Here is a 22,065-nt window from a genome sequence, read left to right as displayed (position 1 = left end):
AACATGCTGGATAAAAATGGAATTGCGAAACGTATTGCAAAGGAAATAAAGGATGGTTATTATGTAAACTTAGGCATTGGCATTCCCACGCTGGTGGCTAATTATATTCCCACGCATATTAACATCGTGTTGCAAAGTGAAAATGGCCTTTTAGGCATGGGTCCTTTTCCTTTTGAAGGAGAGGAAGATGCTGACCTGATTAATGCCGGAAAACAAACCATTACCACCTTACCCGGATCATCGATATTTGATTCTGCAATGAGCTTCGGTATGATCCGTAGTCAGAAAATAGACCTGACTATTTTAGGTGCCATGGAAGTTTCAGAATTCGGCGATATTGCTAATTGGAAAATACCTGGTAAAATGGTAAAGGGGATGGGAGGCGCAATGGACCTGGTGGCATCTGCCAAAAACATTATTGTAGCCATGCAACACGTTAACAAAGCAGGCGAAAGTAAGCTGTTACCTGAATGTACCTTGCCTTTAACAGGAGTACGTTGCATTAAAAAAGTGGTTACGGAGCTTGCCGTGTTGGATATACTGCCTGAGGGTGGTTTCCAGTTATTGGAAAGGGCACCCGGTGTGAGTGTGGATTACATTAGAAACGCAACCTCAGGCAGGTTAATTGCCGATGATGATACACCGGAAATGCAAATAGACTAACTGCTAGTTTTACAGAATTTCTCTTTTAAATCGATAGCGATTTGCTCTGTAATGGAGATAATATGGTTAGGTGTATTGTCATTATTTAAGATCACCTGATTACATACGCCTTTATATGGTAACAGAAACTCCTTGTAAGATGGCATCACATGGGCATGCCATTTATATCGCACATCGTCTTCCGGATAACCTCTTTCCATGCCATCTCGTTTGATACGGCGGTCTAAGGCCACAGATTCTTCAGCTTCTATAAATATTTTATAATCTAATTGAGAAGCTATATCCTGGAAATGAAGAATAAATAAACCCTCAACTATGATAATAGGTGCAGGATTAATTTCTAATATTTTAACCACTGCCAAAGGGTTATTAAAATTGTATTCCTTTTTATAAACCGCCTCGCCTTTTAACAATTTCTTGATGTCTGTGCTAAACTGTTCATGGTCGATCGTTGATGGTAAGTCAAAGTTGTATAACTTATTCTCTTCCTGGGTCATTTCACCGGCAGGGATGTAATAGTCATCCTGTGAAACTAAGGTAACCTCGTCGTTTTTAAAATGGTGTAAAAAGGAGTTTAAAAAAAAAGTCTTACCAGAACCGCTACCACCTGCAATTCCGATAATTATTGGTTTATTGTTCATTATTCTCTTGTCCGCTGTATGTTATATTGCAATAAAATCTTTTATCTAAGGCACCTAAAGCTTCGGCTACAGCGTGTGTCATCACAACAACTACGTCTTTAGTAGACTCATTTTCGGTAAATTTACCAACAACTTTGGCAAATGTAGAGCGGTTGCTCATAGGATTAGTGAGTTTCATCACCGTACCAATAGGGGCAGTGCGGTGAAGCACCAACATTTTATTTGGATCAAGGTCTGCATCCTGAATGGATATTGCTGTACCTCGCTCGTCGATCTGGTTTAATCCATAACGACTTGCGGCACCCCTTAACGACGGGTCAGTAATAGAGGTTAAGGTGTCGGTTCCTCCAACCTGTGGTCTGCTACGCTGACCATACTGCCCTTTAATCAGCAGTTTCTGACCAATGCGCAGCGCATTACCGGTTAAATTGTTTTTTGCCTTTACCTGATCCATGGTCATGTTATACGACGTGGCAATGGAGTAGATTGTTTCATTGGAAGCCACGGTGTGCACAACCAAATCCTCGTAGGTGGTATCGGTAGTTTTAGCTGTTGGTGTGGTTACAGGTCTTGGTTGTTGTCTTACAGGCTGTGGTTGCCTAGCGGGTGGCTGATTTTGTTGAGCTGGTGGAATAATGGCCTCAACAGGCTTAGCTACTACCGGTGGCGTTTGCACGGTGGTCACAGGAGTTATTACTGCAGCTGTTGTAGGTGTGTTTTCTATTTGGGCATCCTGGCTGGGCATTTTTAATACCTGACCTATACTTAAATTAATGCTATTTAAATTATTGATTCTTTTAATCTCATTTACTGTAGTACCATATTTTCCGGCTAAGAAATTCAGGTTTTCTTTCCTTTGCACCACATGTTCTATATACGACGCACTTTCAGTACTTTCTGATATCACGGCAGCACCAATTCCTGGTGCGTTAGCAGTAAAAATATGGGCCGTTGGAACTTTAATGATCACACCTATTTGCAGGTATTTATTATCATTATAAGTCATGATTTCTTTAGGAGGAATGTTATAACGGCGGCTAATAGAATAATAGGTGTCATGCTGAGCAACCTTATGGATGATCAGCTTTTTTCCGTTTAAATTCTCAACACCAATTGAATCCAGAGGGAGTGAAGCGGCTGTAGCCGTTTGCGAGAAGTTGATTAAAACGGCTAAAAGTAAAACGATATAATATTTTTGCATCAATGATTTCTTGATTAAGTGTGGCAAATTTACGAATAAAATTTAAGAGGATAAATTCTGTATAGAAAACGGCATTATAGTGCACGTATTGTATGTATTTGGAATTTTTTAAAACCATCCATAACCAATAGGTGTTGTAACGTTATATAAACGAAAATTGAATTATTATGGATGCCAAAGAAATTAGTTTGAATGAGAAAGAAGTAAAACCTATTGTTGATTTACTTAACGATTATCTTGCAAACTATCATGTTCATTATCAGAAATTAAGAGGATGCCATTGGAATATTAAAGGACAGAATTTCTTTACCCTGCATGTGAAGTTTGAAGAGTTATATACGGAAGCCCAAACAACAATTGATGAGATTGCCGAACGTGTATTAACCCTTGGTAAACCACCACATAGCCGTTTCGAAGATTACGTAAGAGAATCAACTATCAAGGAGATTGATACCATTGGAATGAAAGATTTAGCCATGGTTGATGCCATTTTAGATGACATGGCTCAATTAATTGCCATGGAGCGTGAACTTTTATTAGCAACGGATGAAGCCGATGACGATGGTACAAATGACATGGTGAACCGTTTTATGCAGTTCAAAGAAAAAACTACCTGGATGCTTCGCTCGTTTGCAGGCAAAAAATAAGATATATCATTCTTTATAAAAGACCATGCCTAAGGGTGTGGTTTTTCTGTTTATGGGGTTTTCCTATATAACAAATTTGTTTAATACCTTTGGCATAGATGGGATATAAGAGTTTAGCAGCATGCGTTGCTGATTTAGAAAAACATGGGCACCTGCTAAGAATCAAAGAAGAAGTTGATCCTTACCTCGAAATGGCTGCCATACACTTAAAGGTTTATGAAGAACAAGGTCCTGCCATCTTTTTTGAAAAGGTGAAGGGTAGTAAATTTCCCGCAGTATCTAACTTGTTTGGCACCCTGAAGCGATCAAAGTTTATGTTTCGTGACAGTCTGGAAAATGTGCAGCAATTGGTGGCTTTACGTGGCGATCCAATGAAGGCCTTAAAAAACCCATTTAAATCTGCCAGTGTGGGGCTGGCTGCTTTGTCGGCACTGCCCATGAAACAAAGTCTCTTTAAATCTACTTTCGAAAAAACCACCATCAGCGCCTTGCCACAAATTGTGAATTGGCCCATGGATGGCGGACCTTTTATCACCATGCCACAGGTGTTTACCGAGGATGTAGATAAACCAGGTGTTTTAAACGGCAACCTGGGCATGTACCGCATACAAATGGCTGGTAACGACTATATTCAGGACCAGGAAATCGGATTACATTACCAGATTCACCGCGGGATCGGTGTACACCAAAGTAAGGCGAATGCAAAAGGCTTGCCTTTGAAAGTGAGCATCTTTGTTGGCGGTCCTCCGGCACACCCTTTAGCAGCGGTGATGCCTTTGCCCGAAGGGCTTTCAGAAATGACTTTCGCAGGTGCTTTAGGTAACCGTCGTTTCCGCTACTTTTATGATGAGGAAGGATTTTGTATTTCTGCCGATGCAGATTTTGTGATTACAGGTACGGTTTATCCTCAGGATAACAAAGAGGAGGGACCATTTGGTGATCACTTGGGTTATTATAGCCTTAAACATCCCTTCCCGGTCATGAAAGTACATCAGGTGTACCACCGTAAAGATGCCATCTGGTCCTTTACCGTAGTCGGTCGTCCGCCGCAGGAAGATACCAGCTTTGGTGCCCTGATCCACGAAATTACTGGCTCTGCAATTCCGCAGGAAATACACGGACTGAAAGAAGTAAATGCTGTTGATGCCGCAGGTGTACACCCTTTGCTTTTTGCGATTGGCAGCGAACGGTATACGCCTTTTTTAAAAGAAAGAAAACCACAGGAAATCCTGACGATATCGAACCATATTCTAGGTAAGAACCAACTAAGTCTTGCAAAATACCTTTTTATTGCCGCCAGGGAAGATAACGAACAATTGACTACCCACCATATTGCTGAATTCCTGGAGCATATTTTATCCCGAATGGACTTTAGCAGGGATTTACATTTTCACACCCAGACCACCATTGATACCCTGGATTATACGGGCGATGGCCTAAACAGTGGTTCTAAACTGGTGTTGGCAGCAGCGGGCCCAGTTAAAAGACAATTAAATTCATCGCTTCCAAACCACCTTAATCACAACTTTCACCTGGCAATGCCAGGGGTGCTTACGCTTCAGGGGGAGCCCTATCAAAATGCCGACAGCGCAGCACAGGAGCTTGCGGAGTTAAAGGAAAGCCTGTTGCCGCAAAGCCTGGAGGGTATTGCGCTGATTGTACTTTGTGATGATGCTGCATTTACCGCCGAAAACATAAATAACCTGGTTTGGGTAACTTTTACCCGCAGTAATCCAGCGACAGATGTTGATGGTGTAGGAAGTTTTACTAAGGACAAACACTGGGGATGTACGGGTCCATTAATTATTGATGCCCGGAAGAAACCACACCATGCACCTGAGCTGATCAAAGATCCGCAGGTAGAGCTGAACATTGCCCGTTTCAAAACATCATAAAATTTAAGAAGCATAAAAAAACCGGCTAAGTCATTAGCCGGTTTTTTTATAGATCTTATTTTTTTGCACTTTTGCTATGCAAATGCGCATTCTAATAGTAATAGATAACTTAACCCAATGGATTAGAACCTTACCCCAAAAGTTAAGAAAACATTGTTTTTGTTTTGTTTAACAGCTGCCACGGGCTCAGAGAAATCGTTTAATACATAAGGGCTATAAGTACTGTTTGTTTCAACCCTCTGGTAAGCCAGATCGAAGTAGTATTGGTTAATTTTGTAACCCAGACCACCACTATAAAAAGATGTTTCAAATTTCTTGGTAGGATCTACTGTCTCATTATATGGTGTTCCGTTCAATCCGTAACCAGCCCTTAAGGTTAACTGGTCGATCCTATACTCTGCACCTACACGGTAGTTAATCGCATCAGTATAATCATCTTTAACATCCATGTTGTTGTTAGCAATAGTCGTAGGTGCGTAGTTATTTTCTGCGTTGCTGAACTTAATGGACGCATAATCAATGTAATCCACGTCAGCGGTAATCAACCCATGTTCACCTAAGATCACACTGGCACCTAATGATCCTTTATAAGGAGTTCTTAAGTTATATTGGAACACACTATTTGAAGGGTCATTGGTAAATGTACTTCCACTGTTATAATTAGCATCCAATACTTCAGAGAATGTATCCTGAATATTCATCCAGGTTGGGGATTGGAAGGTAGCTCCAAGACGTAAAGCATGAATAGGTTTGTAAATTAAACCGATTTTACCGTTAATACCTGAACCATCTGTAGCCTGACTCTGGCGGTACGATAAGGTGTAATCCTGACCAGCCATATCATTATCTGGGTTTGTCGAGATGTTTCTTCCACTTTCTGTAAACTGCGAATCATAACCATAACGTATGTTGACTAAACCAATTGTCGCACCAATATATAACTGGTTTGAGATATTCATGGCACCAGAAAAGTTAACTTCCGATGTGGAGCCATAGCGCATCTGGCTATAAGCCTGAGTATTGTTCAATGCAGTTGATGGTTCATAAAAATTCTCATCGCCATATTCATCAATCAGGAAGGTGTCATAAGCCATCCTGGCTAATGAACCATTAGGTAACTGACTTGGCAAAGCATTATAATTTGACGCATCTTCTGAAAAGAAATCAGCGATAGAGCTGTTTGCATTTTGGCCACCAAAAGCCACATTATTATTAAAGTCGTTATTTCGGCTAAAGCCAATTCCCCATACAAAGCTCAGTACACCTTTGTTTAAATCAGATCCAGCGCGTCTAACGGTTGGATTATACCAGGCAATAGCGGCGTTATTCAAGTTAACTTTATCTTGGCTGGTGCTTGTGCGCTGCCCCAAAAATGTTGCATCAGCCATGCTGTTGTTGTATTCAGGGGTAAAGCTAAATTCAGAGCGGGTAAACATACCCAGACCAGCAGGATTACCACTTACTGAGCTAATATCACCGCCTAAACTGATTTGTGCATTTCCTAAGCCTTTAAAGCGCGCAGAGCTTCCGTAATTAGATTGTGAAAACCTTAAGGCATCAGCTGCGTATTGGGCATAAATTATTCCTGTATTAGCTACCATAGCTAATGCAAGGAGAGATAAGAATTTTTTCATGTAGCGTAAAAAGGTGTAAATAAATTAGTTTCTGCCTCCGCCTCTTTGGCTTCTGCTACCACCGCCACCGCCGGTATTTCCACTGCTCCTGGTTGCACCGCCATCGTTTCTTGTTGAAGAAGGAGGGGTATAAGTAGGTCTGGTTGGTGCGGTAGAACGTGTTGTCGGTCTGTAAGTATCCGAACTGCGGTTTGTTCTACTTCTGGTATTGGTGTTAATTGGTGTGCCACGGTTAGGGTTATACCTGTCTGCACGGCTGCCAGAATTAGAAATCACTCCATTAGTAGAACGAACAGCTCCAGTACGGCCCATGCCATTTTCACGACCACGGTCAGGTCTAGGACCATAAGTGGTATTGCCACGTAAATTATTTACGTAACCGCCACCCAGGTATCCACCGCCATAATAGCCTCCACCATAATAACCGCCACCATAGAAGCCACCTAAGTAACCTCCGCCATAATATGGGTTCCAGGCATAATAAGGAGAGAAAACACCCCATCCATAATTACCCCAGCCCCAGCCAAAACCCATAGAAAAACCGGGTCTGTAAAATGGAGAGAAGTAGTTCATGCCATAAATGCTGTTAAAGCCATAATAATCATAATAGAAAGGGTCAAAATAACCGCGGAAAGGGCTGCCGTAATAAAACCTGTTGATACGTGATGAATAATCCATATCATAATATGGGTCACTGGATCCATATTCATCATATTGGGCATCGTCCTGGTATTGTGAAGCTTCGCTAGGCGCTGGTTGCACATATTCTTGTGCCTGTGCTACTGAATTATAGACATCGTCATTGACCGTATTTTGTTGTGCCAATCTGGGTGCAGAACAGGATGCCATCATCACCGTAACTGCTGCCAGCATACTCGTAATTAATCGAATCGGTTTCATGGTGTTTATTTGTTTGTGTGTGTGTTACGTTAATATAGCTATAAATTTATAAATTTGCTACCTATATTACAACTTAATTAACACAAAAAACGTTCCAGAGAGTTATGAGCAAAGGTATTACAAGCAAAAACGAAGATTATTCCCAGTGGTATAACGACATTGTTATAAAGGCCGATCTTGCCGACCACTCCGACGTAAGGGGGTGTATGGTCATTAAGCCGTATGGATACTCTATTTGGGAAAAAATGCAAGGCATTTTAGATCAGAAATTCAAGGATACCGGACATAGTAATGCCTATTTTCCGCTTCTCATACCAAAGTCATATTTTTCAAAGGAAGCTTCACACGTAGAAGGTTTTGCCACCGAATGTGCCGTGGTGACACACTACCGATTAAAGAACGATGGAACCGGTAATATCATTGTCGATGAAACTGCCAAGTTGGAAGAAGAACTGATCATCAGACCAACTTCAGAAACCATCATTTGGAATACCTATAGAAAATGGATCGAATCTTACCGCGACCTGCCTTTGCTGATTAACCAATGGGCAAATGTGATGCGCTGGGAAATGCGTACCCGTTTGTTCCTGCGTACAGCAGAATTCTTATGGCAAGAGGGGCATACTGCACATGCAACTTCACAAGAAGCTGTGGAGGAGACAGAACGCATGCTTGATGTGTACGCAGATTTTGCGGAGACTTTCATGGCGATGCCGGTGGTTAAAGGTAAAAAAACAGCCAATGAACGTTTCGCAGGAGCTTTAGATACCTATTGCATCGAAGCGCTAATGCAGGATGGTAAAGCTTTACAAGCTGGTACTTCCCATTTCCTTGGTCAAAATTTTGCTAAAGCCTTTGATGTTAAATTTACCAGCAAAGAAGGAAAAGTAGAACATGTTTGGGCAACTTCATGGGGAGTGTCCACCCGTTTGATTGGTGCTTTGATTATGGCACATAGTGATGATGCCGGCCTGGTACTTCCACCGAAATTAGCGCCTATTCAGGTGGTTATCGTTCCTATTTACAGAAATGACGAGGATCTTGCCAAAATTACAGCTTTCGTTGATGAGTTGATGCCTAAGTTAAAGCGTATGGGTATCTCTGTGAAATATGATGACCGTGATTCACAACGTCCGGGCTTTAAATTCGCGGAATACGAATTGAAAGGTGTGCCTATCCGCCTGGCTATCGGTGGTCGCGACATGGAAAATAAAACAGTAGAACTCGCCAGAAGAGATACACGTGAGAAATTTACGGTTAACCAGGAGGGGCTGGAAATCTACATTCCGCAGTTACTGGAAGATATCCAAAATAGTATCTATAACAAGGCGCTTAACTACCGCGATGAACACATTACCGAGGCTAACTCTTATCAGGAATTAAAAGACCTTTTAGATAACAAAACCGGTTTTATCTCTGCACACTGGGATGGTACGGCAGAAACAGAACTAAAAATTAAAGAAGAGACCAAAGCCACCATCCGCTGTATTCCATTAAATAACAAACAAGAAGAAGGGGTCTGTGTTTATTCAGGTAAGCCTTCTACACAACGTGTATTGTTTGCCCGTGCTTATTAATTACACAGTTTAGAAGATGTTGATTATATAAAAAAATAATAATGATGAAATTTGCAACAAAAGCGATCCATGCTGGTCAGGAACCTGATCCAAGTACTGGAGCAGTAATGACTCCTATCTACCAGACGTCTACTTATTGGCAAAAGTCACCTGGCGACCACCAGGGTTTTGAATACTCCAGAGGAACCAATCCAACCAGACAAGCTCTAGAAAACTGCCTGGCTGCCCTGGAAAATGCCAAGTATGGTCTTGCTTTTTCAAGCGGTATGGGTGCTACAGATGCTGTATTAAGGTTGCTGCAACCTGGCGATGAAGTCATTACCGGAAATGATCTTTACGGTGGTTCTTACCGCATGTTCACTAAAATATATGCTAAGTATGGTATCTCTTTCAAGTTTTTAGATTTATCAAAACCAGAAAATATCAACCCCCATATCACAGAAAAAACCAAACTGATCTGGATCGAAACGCCTACCAATCCTACCATGCAAATTGTAGATATTGAAGGAGTAGCTAAAATTGCCAAACAGCACAAGATTATTCTGGCAGTCGACAATACCTTTGCTTCACCTTACCTGCAAAATCCAATGGATTTAGGCGCTGACATCGTGATGCATTCGGTAACCAAATATATTGGTGGTCACTCTGACGTCGTGATGGGTGCTTTATTGGTCAATGACGACCAGCTGTATAAAGACCTATGGTTTATCTACAATGCATGTGGTGCTACACCTGGTCCACAAGATGCTTTCTTAGTGTTAAGGGGGATCAAAACCTTACACTTACGTATGAAAGCGCATTGTGAAAACGGTGAGAAAGTAGCTCATTTCCTTAAAAACCACCCGAAGATTGATAAAATCTACTGGCCAGGTTTTGAAGATCATCCTAATCACGATATTGCTAAAAAACAAATGCGTGGTTTCGGTGGTATGGTATCCATTACCTTGAAAGATGCTAACCTGGCGGAGACTTTCCGTGTAGCTTCTTCTTTTAAAGTGTTTACCCTTGCCGAGTCTTTAGGTGGCGTAGAATCTTTAATCAATCACCCTACCAGTATGACACATGGTTCTATCCCTAAAGAAGAACGTGAAAAAGTTGGAGTAACCGATAACCTGCTTCGTTTAAGTGTTGGGGTAGAGGATATTGACGATTTAATTGCTGATTTAGAACAAGCCCTTAAATAACCTTGGAATTCCTTGAACTCAAAGATTTTTTAGATGCCAAGGTGGCTCAATATAATCAGCCAGCTTTTATTACCAATGATCCGGTGTGTATTCCACACCGGTTTCAGCTAAAACAGGATATCGAAATTGCCGCATTTTTTGCGGCAATTTTGGCATGGGGGCAGCGTAAAACCATTATCAACAAATGTACTGAGCTGTTTGAAAGGATGGATGGCTCTCCGCATCAGTTTATGCTACACCATAGTGACAATGACCTGAAGAACCTCCTGGGTTTTAAACACCGCACTTTTAATGATACCGACCTGCTGTACTTTGTTGCTTTCTTTAAAGCCCATTACCAGCAACACAATAGCCTGGAAGCTGCTTTTATTCCACCGCAGCTTCAATCTTCGTTTAATCCCGATTATCTCGGAGATTTCTCCGTACCTTCTACAGAAAGTTATTCCTCACCAGCCTGTTTTGCACAAGAACTACAGGCTTCTGATGTAGAAATTGAGCAGGCCCTCAATCATTTCCGCTCTTATTTCTTTAGCCTGGAAGACTTCCCAAGACGTACCATTAAACACGTATCCTCACCCAAACAAAAGTCTACCTGCAAACGACTAAACATGTTTCTCCGTTGGATGGTCCGCCGTGATCAACAGGGGGTAGACTTTGGCATCTGGACAACTTTAACACCTGCCCAGTTGATTTGTCCATGTGATGTGCATGTAGATCGTGTAGCCCGCCGTTTAGGCTTAATCTCCAGAAAACAAACCGATTGGCAAACTGCAGTTGAATTAACACAGCAATTAAGGCAATTCGATCCGACAGATCCTGTAAAATATGATTTTGCGTTGTTTGGACTAGGTGTGGAAGAAAAGTTTTAAATTTAGGGATGGTTACCTTTAAAGCGGAGATAGAAAGATTTGAACGTATGGGCGAAAAGACTGGCTGGACTTATGTGTTCATTCCAATGGAAATTGCCCATCAAATTAATCCCGACTGCAAAAAAAGTTTCAGGATAAAAGGCATGCTCGACAATATTGCCATACACGGACTGTCCCTGGTACCCATGGGAGAAGGGAATTTTATTCTGGCCTTAAAGTCCGCCTTACGTAAACAATTAAAAAAAGAGGAGGGAGCGGTGTTAAGTCTGGAGTTGACTGTTGATAGCGACTTCAAGATAGAAATGCCGCAGGAGCTTGATATGTGTCTTTCTGATGAACCTGGGTTGATGGATCAATTTCTCTCCATGCCTAAGTCACATCAAAACTATTATATCAATTGGTTTAATGCGGCTAAAACAGAAAAAACAAAAGTAAAAAGACTCACCATGATTGTGAATGCGATGGATCAGCGCTTAAACTTTGGTGAAATGATTCGCGCCGCAAAAGACTAAGCTTTGCGGTCGTAATTTCTGAACCAACTGTTCATCTTCATCTGGATGACACCAAAAAAGGCTTCCCTAAAAATCCGGGTACTCATTTTCGATACGCCCTCTGTGCGATCTGTAAAGATGATCGGTACTTCCACTACCTTAAAGCCATATTGTATAGCCGTAAACTTCATTTCAATCTGGAAAGCATAACCCACAAACTTAATCTTGTCTAGCGGAATGGTTTCCAATACTATTTTACGGTAGCATTTAAAGCCTGCAGTAGCATCCTGAATGTCAATGCGGGTAATGAACCGCACATACATCGATGCGAAATAAGACATCAGTACGCGGCTCATTGGCCAGTTGACCACATTTACACCCCTAACATACCTGGAGCCAATGGCTACATCAGCGCCGTTTACACAGGCATGGCGTAACTTAATCAGGTCGTCTGGATTATGTGAGAAATCAGCATCCATTTCAAAGATGAAATCGTATTGATGATTCAAAGCCCATTTAAAACCGTGAATATATGCGGTTCCTAAGCCAAGTTTACCTATTCGTTGTTCTAGGTGTAAGCGACCGGCAAAAAAGGGCTGTAAAGTCTTTACAATATCCGCTGTGCCATCAGGCGATCCATCGTCTATAATCAAGATCTCAAAAGAAAATTCAAGTGAAAAAACCTTTCTAATGATCTTTTCAATGTTTTCCTTTTCATTATAGGTTGGTATGATGATTAAGCTGTCTGACACGTATTATTTTAATAAGGTAATAAAAGTTACGAAAGTATTGAATAAATATGAAAAAACCCGCAGTGTGGCTACAGCTGCGGGTTATATTTTAAATAATGAAACTTATGTGGTCGAATTCATGGTCTTCTGTAACCATTTGGTCAGAAAGAACAAAATTACAGCAGCAGTACCTGCCATAAATACAAACAACATAAAGAAATCATTCAGGTTGTGCATTTCATAACCAGCAAAATTAGTCACCTTCGTTCCATCCGGATAAAGAGCACTTAATTTTCCTGCCAGTACATTGGATCCGGCATTTGCCAGGAACCATACCGCCATCAACAAGGATGCGAATTTTACAGGTGCCAGTTTATTCACTAAGGATAAACCGATTGGCGACAAGCATAACTCACCCCAGGTGTGAAACGCATACATACCAATCAACCAGATCATACTCACTTTAACACCCTGGCCAATTTCATCTACACCTTGTGCAATAACGAAATAACCAACTGCCAGTAACAAAAGACCTAAGGCCATTTTGGTTGGTGCCGAAGGCTCTCTTCTGCCTAATTTAATCCATAACCAGGCAAATAGTGGTGCGAAAGCCACAACGAATAGTGAGTTTAACGACTGGAACCAACTTGCTGGTACGGTGAAGAAACCTAAGTCACGTTGTGTTTGCTCTTCTGCAAAAAACGTTAACGATGCACCTGCCTGCTCAAAGGCACTCCAGAAGAAGACCACGAAAAAGGCTACGATAAAAATTACCGAGATTTTCTTTTTCTCTACCCTGGTCAGGTTTTTATCCGCAAAAATCATATAAGCGATGCCGACTACAGCAACGATCAATAAGTAACTTAAATAACTGTATACCCTGGCGTCAATGTATAACATGCCCACACAAATGGCTACAAAAGCTAATAAAGACACATAAACTAATGCTGGGTTAGGTTTAACCGCATCAGGACTTACTGGCGACATCCCTAGAGGGGCACCATCCGGGTGACGGATGTATTTATCTTTCAAATAAACAAAAACCACTACACCAATCGCCATCGCAATTGACGCACAAAGGAAAGCCCATTTGAAATCTGCCGGATTACCGGTATCACCGAAATAACCGCAAATAAATGGTCCTAAAGCACCACCTACATTAATACCCATATAGAAAATGGTGTATGCAGCATCAATCCTTTTGTCGTTTGGTGGGTACAACTGTCCAACCATCGACGAAATATTTGGTTTGAAAAATCCGTTACCGGCAATCATAAACCCTAAACCTGTAAAAAATAGGAAGGCCGAGAGTTGCAAGTTGCTTTGGTACATGGATGCACAGGCAAACATGAGTAAGTTACCAAATGACATCAATATACCACCGGTAATGATCGACCTGCGGTTACCCCAATACCTATCGGCAACAAAACCACCAATAAGTGGGGTTAAGTAAACCAGACCCGTGTAACTTCCGTAAAGGTTAGAAGCAAAAGCTTTATCAAACAATAAGGCTTTGGTCATAAAGAGTACCAAAATGGCACGCATGCCATAATAGTTGAAACGTTCCCACATTTCGGTGGCAAACAAAACGTACAATCCTTTAGGGTGGCCCTTAGGTGTAGCATCCAATTGTTCGGGCTTCAGGATTTCTGATTGATCCATATAAATTTTATATTATGTGTTGATGATTTGATTATGCGTGTTTATTAATTACTTCCCTCAGCCATTTGATCATAGCGAAAATAACCAGTCCTGCTAACATACAGGCAATACAGTTTACCCAAAAGAAATTAGCCTTCTGTTCGTAAGTATCCCATAAAGAAGCTAATACGCCTGATAATTTGTTGCCAATAGAGGTAGCCAGGAACCAGCCACCCATCATCAGGGAAGTTAATCGTGCTGGTGCTACTTTTGAAACCAGCGATAATCCGATTGGCGACAAAAACAACTCTCCAATGGTCACCACGGCATAAGAACCAATCAGCCACCAGGCTGATGATTTCTCCATGGTAATGTCTGTCGAATAAATAGCAAAGGCCATAATAGAGGTCGACAAGCCGGTTATCAATAAGCCATAGCCTATTTTTGCTGGTGTAGACGGTTCTTTGCCTCTTTTCCTGAGGAAGCTAAAGAAGGAGATGACCACAGGGGTAAGCAAAATGATAAAGAAAGGGTTAACCGATTGAAAGATTTCCGTAGAAATTAGCTTTACCGGTTCTTTTTCTGCTGGCCAGTCTGCCTTATCCAGGTTATGGAAGTAGGGGTTTGGCGTCATTTCCAAAATGTTCTCTCCATTAGCATCTTTTAGCGGTTTAAAGAAAGGGTCGTGTTTAGGGAAGGAATCCTGTTCGGTAGTCAATTCAACCACCATGCCGAAAGGCTGCACAAGGTTAGCCGTTTTATCGCCGATCTGGCGATCAGTATACGTTTCTGCGTAATTGGTCAGGGCAGAGGAGTTTTGTTTAAACACCGCCCAGAAAACAACCACCACTGCAAAAATAGCGAGTAGGGCGCCAATACGTGATTTATCTTCTTTATTTGATTTAACTAATAAGTTTACATAAAATGAAATCACCGGAATACAAGCAACAATAAATGCATCGGTAGAATCAGATCCAAAGATATTGCCAGGTATAAACCAACCAATAAGTCCGAAAACCAACATCGGTATCATCACAAAATACATAACTTTACTCACTGGCATATCCTCCGGATTGGCAGGTTTCATCACATCGGCATGTTTAATGTGTTTGTCGCCTAAAATAAACCAGATGACACCCAAAAACATCCCTACACCAGCTGCACCAAAGGCATATCCCCATCCGTATTCATTACGCATGTAAGCGGCAACAAAATTACAGATAAAGGCACCCAGGTTTATTCCCATGTAAAAGATGTTGTACCCAGAATCTTTTAAAGGTTTGTTCTCCGGACTTGAATACAAGTTACCTAACAACGTGGAAATGTTTGGTTTAAATAATCCGTTTCCGAGTACAATAAGCAAAACGGCCAGCCAGAATATTTCAATAGATGGAAAGGCGAGGCAGAAGTAACCTGCTGACATCAAAAAGCCACCGATGATAATGGATTTGCGGTAGCCTAAAATCCTGTCGGCCAGTAAGCCGCCTAAAAATGGAGTGAGGTAAACGAGTCCTAAATAGGTTCCTACAATGTCGGCCGCTTCTGCGTTGTCGAAGCCAAAGCCCCCTTTAGGGTCTTTTAGGTATAATAACAAAATACCCAGCATTAAGTAGTAGCCGAAACGCTCCCACATTTCGGTAAAAAATAAAACGGGCAGTCCTTTCGGATGCCTCGCTTTTACAGATTCAGTCATCAACTTTTAGTTTTTTTTGTGTGTTAACTAAGTGTAGTATCTCGCAAGGTAATGACCTAAACGCAAACTATCAAATTTTTAATTTCAGGGTTCGGCAGTTAGAAAGGGCTGATCGGACGAGATAGAGCGGATTATAAGCCTGTTCCCGGCACTCCTTTCGGTGGAGATTGCCGGAAGCAAGGCTATATGTTTTAAAGGTTTTCGAGTACCAGTGCACTGGCACCACCACCGCCATTACAAATACCGGCAACACCAATTTTACCTTGGTTTTGCTTAAGTACATGGAGCAGGGTAACTACAATTCTGGCCCCAGAGGCACCCAGTGGGTGACCTAAAGCAACAGCTCCGCCATTGATGTTAACTTTTTGAGTATCAATATTTAATAATTGGTTATTAGCCAGAGAAACTACCGAGAAAGCTTCATTGATTTCAAAATAATCAACATCTTTTAATTCAATATTTGCTTTAGTCAGTGCCAATGGGATGGCCTTCGCAGGAGCTGTGGTAAACCATTCCGGTGCCTGTTGTGCATCGGCATAACCAATAATTTTGGCTAGGGGTGTTACACCTAATTCAGCGGCTTTTTCAGCACTCATCAATACCAAGGCTGCGGCACCATCATTAAGGGTCGACGCATTGGCTGCAGTTACTGTACCTTCTTTTTTGAATACAGGTTTTAAGCCGGTAATTTTCTCAAACTTCACGGCTGCGGGTTCCTCATCTACGCTAATTAAGGTTATGGCACCTTTACGGTCCTTCACTTCAACTGGAACAATTTCGTCCATAAAACGACCGTCTGCCTGCGCAGCTTGCGCTTTGGTATAAGAGGCAATGGCATATTCATCTTGGGCCTCACGGCTGATGTTACATTCATCGGCACATAATTCAGCAGCCGACCCCATATGGTAATCGTTATAAACATCCCATAGCCCATCTTTTACAAGTCCGTCGGTCAGTTGTCCGTGACCTAAACGGTAACCGTTACGGGCCTTGTCTAAATAATAGGGAACATTGCTCATGCTTTCCATGCCACCAGCAACAATGATGTCATTGTCACCTAAAGCAATGCTTTGTGCAGCTAACATAATGGCCTTAGTTCCAGATGCACAAACTTTATTTATTGTTGTGGCAGGCAGGTCGGGAAGACCAGCACTTTTTGCGGCTTGCGTGGCAGGGGCCTGGCCAATGTTTGCTGATAACACGTTGCCCATATATACTTCCTGAACATCTTCTGCGCGGATACCCGCTCTTTCTATGGCTGCTTTAATGGCGATGCCACCCAGTTGGGTAGCTGAAAACCCAGCTAATGCACCACCGAAAATACCAATTGGCGTACGGCATGCGGAAACAATTACTACTTCTCTCATCAGTTTTTATATTTGTTTTTTTATGGTAATGAAGCTGTCATTGGATGATAGTTTCATCCGTTAGTTATTTATGATCAAATTCAAAGTTAATTAACATTGCGGTGTATAAGGTAAATTCACTGAAATTTTATGGTTACAAATGAAGTAGCGGTAAAATATTGTTTTGTATTCCACTTATATTTTAATTAATTTTAATGCAAACACTTGATTATGAAAACAGTTCAGCAGCTTCTGGCCACCAAATCGACTTTAGTTTATAGTGTTACGCCGGCAACATCCGTGTTGGAAGCCTTACAATTATTGATGGAGAAAAATATCAGCTCGTTACTGGTACAGGAAAATGGCGCCCTGCTGGGGATTTTTACGGAACGTGACTACGCCAGGAAAATAGTTTTGCAGGGTAAGTCATCTGCCAGCACCCCAATTGAGGAAGTTATGACAGCAGAGTTGACCACCATAAAACTCAGGGATTCTATTGAGGATTGTATGAAAATAATGACCGACAGGCGCATCAGGCACTTGCCTGTAATAGAAAATAATGAAGTTAAAGGACTTGTTTCTATTGGTGATGTGGTGAAATTCATAATTGAAGACCAAAAGCAAACCATTAACGCTTTAGAAAATTACATCAGCAGTTAAAATTGCTCAGATTTCGATTGGAGATTAGTCGGGTTTAACTTGTAAGCTGTGGTAGTCTCCTGTATCTCTCCTCTATATCTCTTGTATATCCGGTTCGGTAAAATCTATACGCGATATACAGGAGATATACAGGAGTTAACCTTAAATATGATGCATAGCTCCAGCACTGGGCAATGCATGCGCTTATGCAATACCTCCTGCCTTCGAATAATGATGTATGATAAAATTGCTTATAAATTGGATAATAATATACACTTTTAAGCTGCATTTTTACTTTTCTTTGGGTACCAAACATAAACTATGTCAAAGAACAAATACTTGCTGCCCATCATCATGATCACTTCCCTGTTTTTTTTATGGGGTTTTGCTTATGGTCTACTCGATGTATTAAACAAACATTTTCAGGAAACGCTGAATGTAACCAAAAGTCGCTCTACCTTATTGCAGGCGGCTTATTTCGGTGCATATTTTCTGATTGCCTTGCCGGCAGGTTACCTGATGAACCGTTATGGTTATAAAACCGGGATCATTTTAGGTTTATTGCTGTACGCTTTCGGTGCATTTTTATTTTATCCTGCTGCAGAAGCTGCCAGTTTCAATTTATTTCTCCTGGCACTGTTTATCCTGGCTTCTGGATTAACCTGTCTGGAAACAGCGGCTAACCCATATGTAACGGTATTGGGAAGCCCGGAAACGGCGGCCCATCGTTTAAATGTAAGCCAGTGTTTTAATGGCGTTGGTTCCTTTATGGGGCCCATCATTGCTTCTTTTCTGTTTTTTGGCGATAGCCAAAGCAATAACCCTGAAAGTCTGGAGTCCGTAAAAATGGTTTATGTCATCATCGGCATAGTAGTGCTGGTGGTTGCAGGTATCTTTGTGAAAACCACCTTGCCTGAGATTAAAGAAGATGAGTTGTTGCAGCAAGGCAGCCGGGTGGGTAAACCTATGTTACAGCATTCCCACTTCACCCTGGGGGTAGTTACACAGTTTTTCTATGTTGCTGCACAGGTAGGTGTTGCGGCCTTATTTATTAACTATTGTACAGACAATGGTGTAGGTATCAGCAATGCCAAAGCCGCCACTTTATTATCTGTTGCCCTCATCTTGTTTACTGCCGGTCGTTTTGTAGGTACCGTAGCCATGCGTTATGTAGCGGCACCAAAACTTCTGGCTGCCTATGCCTTCATCAATATCATTCTTTGTGTGGTGGTGGTATTAAATCAGGCTTGGATATCGGTTTATGCCTTGCTGGCCATATTTTTCTTTATGTCCATTATGTTCCCAACCATATTTGCCCTGAGTATTAAAAACCTGGGACATCACACTAAAAAAGCCTCTTCATTTTTAATCATGTCCATTGTAGGCGGGGCTCTGGTACCTTATTTTATGGGTTTACTGGCCGATCATTATGCCACATCCATTGCTTTCCTAATTCCTATGGCTTGTTTTGTGGTGGTATTTATGTATGGACTAAAAGGATATCAAGTAAAAAACGAAAACGAAATAACAAATGCCGATAAGAAGATTTTGTCTGACGCTTGATCTGGTTAACGATCAGAAACTGATCAGCGAATATGAAGCCATGCATCGCCAGGTTTGGCCTGAAATTATACAAAGCATTAAAAACAGTGGCATTGCCAACATGGAGATTTACAGGTTTGAACAACGCCTGATGATGATCATGGAGGTAGTGGACAGTTTTAGTTTTGAAAAGAAAAATGAAGCCGACCATCATGATGAAAAGGTGCAGGAATGGGAACGCCTGATGTGGAAGTATCAACAGGCGGTGCCCGGTGCTAAGCCCGGAGAAAAATGGGTTTTAATGAATAAAGTATTCGAATTATAAAAAATGGAAATTACAAAAAGCCTTTATATACAGATTAATGAGGTAGATAACTTATGGGTAGCTTTAACTGATTTGCCTGCGGGCTTTCCAATAGATACTGGGCATGACCAGTTTGAATTATTGACGCCGGTGCAAGCTAAGCACAAATTTACTGCTGTTGAACTTGAAGCGGGATCTCCGGTTTACATGTACGGTGTACTAGTGGGCAAGGCCTCTGCTTTTGTGGCTAAGGGGGCAGCGGTAACCATTGATAACCTGGTACACGCGGCAGCCGATTACCAGTTGGGCGACCGTAAAACCACTTGGAACAAACCTGATGTTTCCGCTTTTAGCGATAGGACCTTTATGGGTTATCATCGTCCTGATGGTTCGGTAGGAACCGCTAATTACTGGTTGGTGATTCCGCTGGTCTTTTGTGAAAACAGAAATCTGGAGGTGATGAAGGAAGCGCTGGTGGATAAGCTGGGTTTTAGAAAGGCAAAAAGCTATGAAAACGAAGTAGATCAATTAATTGATCTGTATCAAACGGGTAAAAGTGTGGAAGATATTTTGCAGGCCGACTTTCAGCAGTCGGCGGAAGCAACAGCGACACATCCCTTGTTTAAGAACATTGATGGCATTAAATTTTTAAGTCACGATATGGGATGCGGTGGTACCCGTTTAGATTCGGAGGCGCTTTGCGGACTGCTGGCAGGTTACATCACTCACCCTAATGTTGCCGGAGCAACGGTATTAAGTCTGGGTTGCCAGCATGCGCAGGCCAGTATATTGACTGCAGAGATTCAGAAAAGAGATCCGAATTTTAAAAAACCTCTTTTTGTGTTGGAGCAACAACAATTAGGCACTGAAAAAGTATTGCTGGAGACGGCCCTTAAACAAACATTTGCTGGTTTGATGCAAGCTAACCAACAGGAACGCCAGCCAGCACCTTTATCAAAATTGTGTATCGGTTTGGAATGTGGGGGTTCTGATGGTTTTTCCGGTATTTCAGCCAATCCCGCATTAGGGCATGTATCTGATTTGCTGATTGCCATGGGTGGAAGTGTTATTTTAGCCGAGTTTCCAGAGCTATGTGGTGTAGAGCAGGAACTTAGTGATCGCTGTGTGGATGAAGAAACTGCGGGACGTTTTATGCACCTGATGCGCCGCTATAATGAACTTGCAGAATCCACAGGATCAGGATTTTATGCTAATCCATCTCCTGGAAACATTAAGGATGGTTTAATCACAGATGCCATTAAATCTGCTGGTGCTGCAAAAAAGGCTGGTAATGCTCCGGTAGCAGCTGTGCTTGATTATCCGGAGAAGGTAGATACGGCAGGGTTGAACTTATTGTGTACGCCAGGAAGCGATGTGGAGAGTACCACAGCGGAAGTTGCGGCAGGCGCAAACATCGTTTTGTTTACGACTGGTTTGGGAACTCCGACAGGAAATCCCATAACACCGGTGATCAAATTAAGCACCAATACCAAGTTATTCGAAAAAATGCCTGATATTATCGATATTAACTGCGGGACCATCATTGAAGGGACGGAAACGATTGCCGAAATGGGTGAACGTATTTTGCAGTATGTGATTGCCGTAGCCAGCGGACAGGAGAAACCAGCGTCGGTAAGGCTTGGTCAGGATGATTTTATTCCATGGAAAAGAGGAGTTTCACTATAAATAGATCAAATGTTTAGTTTAAACGGAAAAGTTGCTGTCATCACTGGTGGCGGCAGTGGAATAGGAAGAGCCATTGCGCTACTATTTGCAAGCCGGGGTGCACAGGTGCATATCCTGGAATTAGATGCAGCATCAGCAACCGATACGGTTAACGATATTGCCCTAGCAGAAGGACATGCTAAAAGTCACAGTTGCGATGTGAGCAGTCAGCTTCGTGTGCAACAAACCTTAAATGAAATAGGGCTTATTGATATTTTGGTTAATAATGCGGGTATCGCCCATATTGGTAAAGCCGATACCACAACTGAAGAAGATTTTGTACGCGTTTTTAATGTGAACGTAAAGGGTGCTTACAATTGTTTGCATGCAGCAATCCCAATGATGAAGGAAAAAGGCGGTGGAGTGATCCTGAACATGGCTTCTATAGCCGCTGTTGTAGGCATTACAGACCGTTTTGCCTATTCAATGAGTAAAGGAGCTATAGCGGCCATGACCTTATCAGTGGCACGGGATTACATCGGCGACAATATCCGCTGTAACAGCATTTCGCCAGCGAGGGTGCACACGCCATTTGTAGACGGATTTATAGCTAAAAATTACGCAGGTAAGGAACAGGAAACTTTTGATAGGTTGTCTGCTAGTCAGCCTGTAGGCCGTATGGGCAAACCAGAAGAAGTAGCCAGCTTAGCTTTATACTTGTGTTCAGATGAGGCAGGATTTGTAACAGGAAATGATTATCCGATAGACGGAGGTTTTATTAAATTAAATAACTAAAAAACAA

The 22,065-nt window shown here is 41.9% G+C and carries 20 protein-coding genes; 12 read left to right on the top strand and 8 right to left on the bottom strand.

The window, feature by feature from the left end:
• Positions 1-3: 3 nt before the first annotated feature.
• Complete coding sequence (locus tag IWX76_RS12220) at positions 4-663, top strand: 3-oxoacid CoA-transferase subunit B (RefSeq protein ID WP_196860215.1); 660 nt, start codon at positions 4-6, stop codon at positions 661-663.
• Here the strand turns inward: IWX76_RS12220 and IWX76_RS12215 are convergent.
• Positions 660-1,304 carry a uridine kinase family protein gene (locus tag IWX76_RS12215; RefSeq protein WP_196860214.1) on the bottom strand — a complete coding sequence of 215 codons (645 nt, stop codon included), beginning with the start codon at positions 1,302-1,304 and terminating at the stop codon, positions 660-662. The two genes, IWX76_RS12220 and IWX76_RS12215, sit on opposite strands and share 4 nt — an antisense overlap.
• A complete protein-coding gene (locus IWX76_RS12210) occupies positions 1,294-2,505 on the bottom strand; it encodes a septal ring lytic transglycosylase RlpA family protein (RefSeq protein WP_196860213.1) in 1,212 nt (403 codons plus the stop codon). The genes IWX76_RS12215 and IWX76_RS12210 overlap by 11 nt, the downstream gene beginning before the upstream one ends.
• 167 nt (positions 2,506-2,672) lie before the next feature.
• Here IWX76_RS12210 and IWX76_RS12205 point away from each other — a divergent pair, with 167 nt between their 5' ends.
• Both IWX76_RS12205 and IWX76_RS12200 read left to right on the top strand, forming a co-directional pair.
• Positions 2,673-3,152, top strand: a complete 480-nt coding sequence (locus tag IWX76_RS12205; protein ID WP_196860212.1) for a Dps family protein — start codon at positions 2,673-2,675, stop codon at positions 3,150-3,152.
• A gap of 98 nt (positions 3,153-3,250) precedes the next feature.
• Positions 3,251-5,047, top strand: coding sequence for a UbiD family decarboxylase (locus IWX76_RS12200; protein WP_196860211.1), 1,797 nt, complete (start codon positions 3,251-3,253; stop codon positions 5,045-5,047).
• Between the two features lie 122 nt (positions 5,048-5,169).
• Here the strand turns inward: IWX76_RS12200 and IWX76_RS12195 are convergent, their stop codons facing one another.
• On the bottom strand, positions 5,170-6,681 hold the full coding sequence (locus tag IWX76_RS12195) for an OmpP1/FadL family transporter (protein ID WP_196860210.1): 1,512 nt from the start codon (positions 6,679-6,681) through the stop codon (positions 5,170-5,172).
• A gap of 24 nt (positions 6,682-6,705) precedes the next feature.
• Positions 6,706-7,581, bottom strand: a complete 876-nt coding sequence (locus IWX76_RS12190) for a hypothetical protein (RefSeq protein WP_196860209.1) — start codon at positions 7,579-7,581, stop codon at positions 6,706-6,708.
• Positions 7,582-7,685: 104 nt separating this feature from the next.
• Between IWX76_RS12190 and proS the strand changes: the two genes are divergently transcribed.
• The 4 genes from proS to IWX76_RS12170 are packed head-to-tail and all read left to right on the top strand — an operon-like array spanning position 7,686 to position 11,723.
• Positions 7,686-9,158 (top strand): proline--tRNA ligase, encoded by a 1,473-nt coding sequence (proS, locus tag IWX76_RS12185; RefSeq protein ID WP_196860208.1) that lies wholly within the window; start codon positions 7,686-7,688, stop codon positions 9,156-9,158.
• A 44-nt stretch (positions 9,159-9,202) separates the two neighbouring features.
• Complete coding sequence (locus IWX76_RS12180; protein WP_196860794.1) at positions 9,203-10,342, top strand: cystathionine gamma-synthase; 1,140 nt, start codon at positions 9,203-9,205, stop codon at positions 10,340-10,342.
• A 2-nt stretch (positions 10,343-10,344) separates the two neighbouring features.
• The gene (locus IWX76_RS12175; protein WP_196860207.1) at positions 10,345-11,211 is read left to right on the top strand and encodes a TIGR02757 family protein; all 867 of its coding nucleotides are present in this window, start codon (positions 10,345-10,347) and stop codon (positions 11,209-11,211) included.
• Positions 11,212-11,219: 8 nt separating this feature from the next.
• On the top strand, positions 11,220-11,723 hold the full coding sequence (locus IWX76_RS12170) for a YdeI/OmpD-associated family protein (RefSeq protein ID WP_196860206.1): 504 nt from the start codon (positions 11,220-11,222) through the stop codon (positions 11,721-11,723).
• On the opposite strand, the gene IWX76_RS12165 is transcribed toward IWX76_RS12170, so the two are convergent.
• The 4 genes from IWX76_RS12165 to IWX76_RS12150 form a co-directional block, all read right to left on the bottom strand.
• Positions 11,720-12,454: a polyprenol monophosphomannose synthase gene (locus IWX76_RS12165; RefSeq protein WP_196860205.1), complete on the bottom strand. Its 735-nt coding sequence runs from the start codon at positions 12,452-12,454 to the stop codon at positions 11,720-11,722. The two genes, IWX76_RS12170 and IWX76_RS12165, sit on opposite strands and share 4 nt — an antisense overlap.
• Positions 12,455-12,556: 102 nt before the next feature.
• Complete coding sequence (locus IWX76_RS12160) at positions 12,557-14,095, bottom strand: peptide MFS transporter (RefSeq protein ID WP_196860204.1); 1,539 nt, start codon at positions 14,093-14,095, stop codon at positions 12,557-12,559.
• Positions 14,096-14,126: 31 nt separating this feature from the next.
• A complete protein-coding gene (locus IWX76_RS12155; protein WP_196860203.1) occupies positions 14,127-15,767 on the bottom strand; it encodes a peptide MFS transporter in 1,641 nt (546 codons plus the stop codon).
• Positions 15,768-15,958: 191 nt separating this feature from the next.
• Positions 15,959-17,134 carry an acetyl-CoA C-acyltransferase gene (locus tag IWX76_RS12150; RefSeq protein ID WP_196860202.1) on the bottom strand — a complete coding sequence of 392 codons (1,176 nt, stop codon included), beginning with the start codon at positions 17,132-17,134 and terminating at the stop codon, positions 15,959-15,961.
• A gap of 210 nt (positions 17,135-17,344) precedes the next feature.
• Between IWX76_RS12150 and IWX76_RS12145 the strand changes: the two genes are divergently transcribed.
• The 5 genes from IWX76_RS12145 (at position 17,345) to IWX76_RS12125 (ending at position 22,058) form a co-directional block, all read left to right on the top strand.
• The gene (locus tag IWX76_RS12145; RefSeq protein ID WP_196860201.1) at positions 17,345-17,773 is read left to right on the top strand and encodes a CBS domain-containing protein; all 429 of its coding nucleotides are present in this window, start codon (positions 17,345-17,347) and stop codon (positions 17,771-17,773) included.
• A 300-nt stretch (positions 17,774-18,073) separates the two neighbouring features.
• Positions 18,074-19,315, top strand: coding sequence for an L-fucose:H+ symporter permease (gene fucP / locus IWX76_RS12140; RefSeq protein WP_196860200.1), 1,242 nt, complete (start codon positions 18,074-18,076; stop codon positions 19,313-19,315).
• Complete coding sequence (locus IWX76_RS12135; RefSeq protein ID WP_196860199.1) at positions 19,284-19,619, top strand: L-rhamnose mutarotase; 336 nt, start codon at positions 19,284-19,286, stop codon at positions 19,617-19,619. Before fucP ends, IWX76_RS12135 begins: the two co-directional genes overlap by 32 nt.
• 3 nt (positions 19,620-19,622) lie before the next feature.
• Complete coding sequence (locus IWX76_RS12130; RefSeq protein ID WP_196860198.1) at positions 19,623-21,284, top strand: UxaA family hydrolase; 1,662 nt, start codon at positions 19,623-19,625, stop codon at positions 21,282-21,284.
• Positions 21,285-21,293: 9 nt separating this feature from the next.
• A complete protein-coding gene (locus tag IWX76_RS12125) occupies positions 21,294-22,058 on the top strand; it encodes an SDR family NAD(P)-dependent oxidoreductase (RefSeq protein WP_196860197.1) in 765 nt (254 codons plus the stop codon).
• The last annotated feature ends 7 nt before the right edge of the window (positions 22,059-22,065 follow it).

Source organism: Pedobacter sp. CAN_A7 (assembly GCF_015752175.1).
GTDB lineage: Bacteria > Bacteroidota > Bacteroidia > Sphingobacteriales > Sphingobacteriaceae > Pedobacter.
This window is presented reverse-complemented; position numbering and strand designations above follow the sequence as displayed.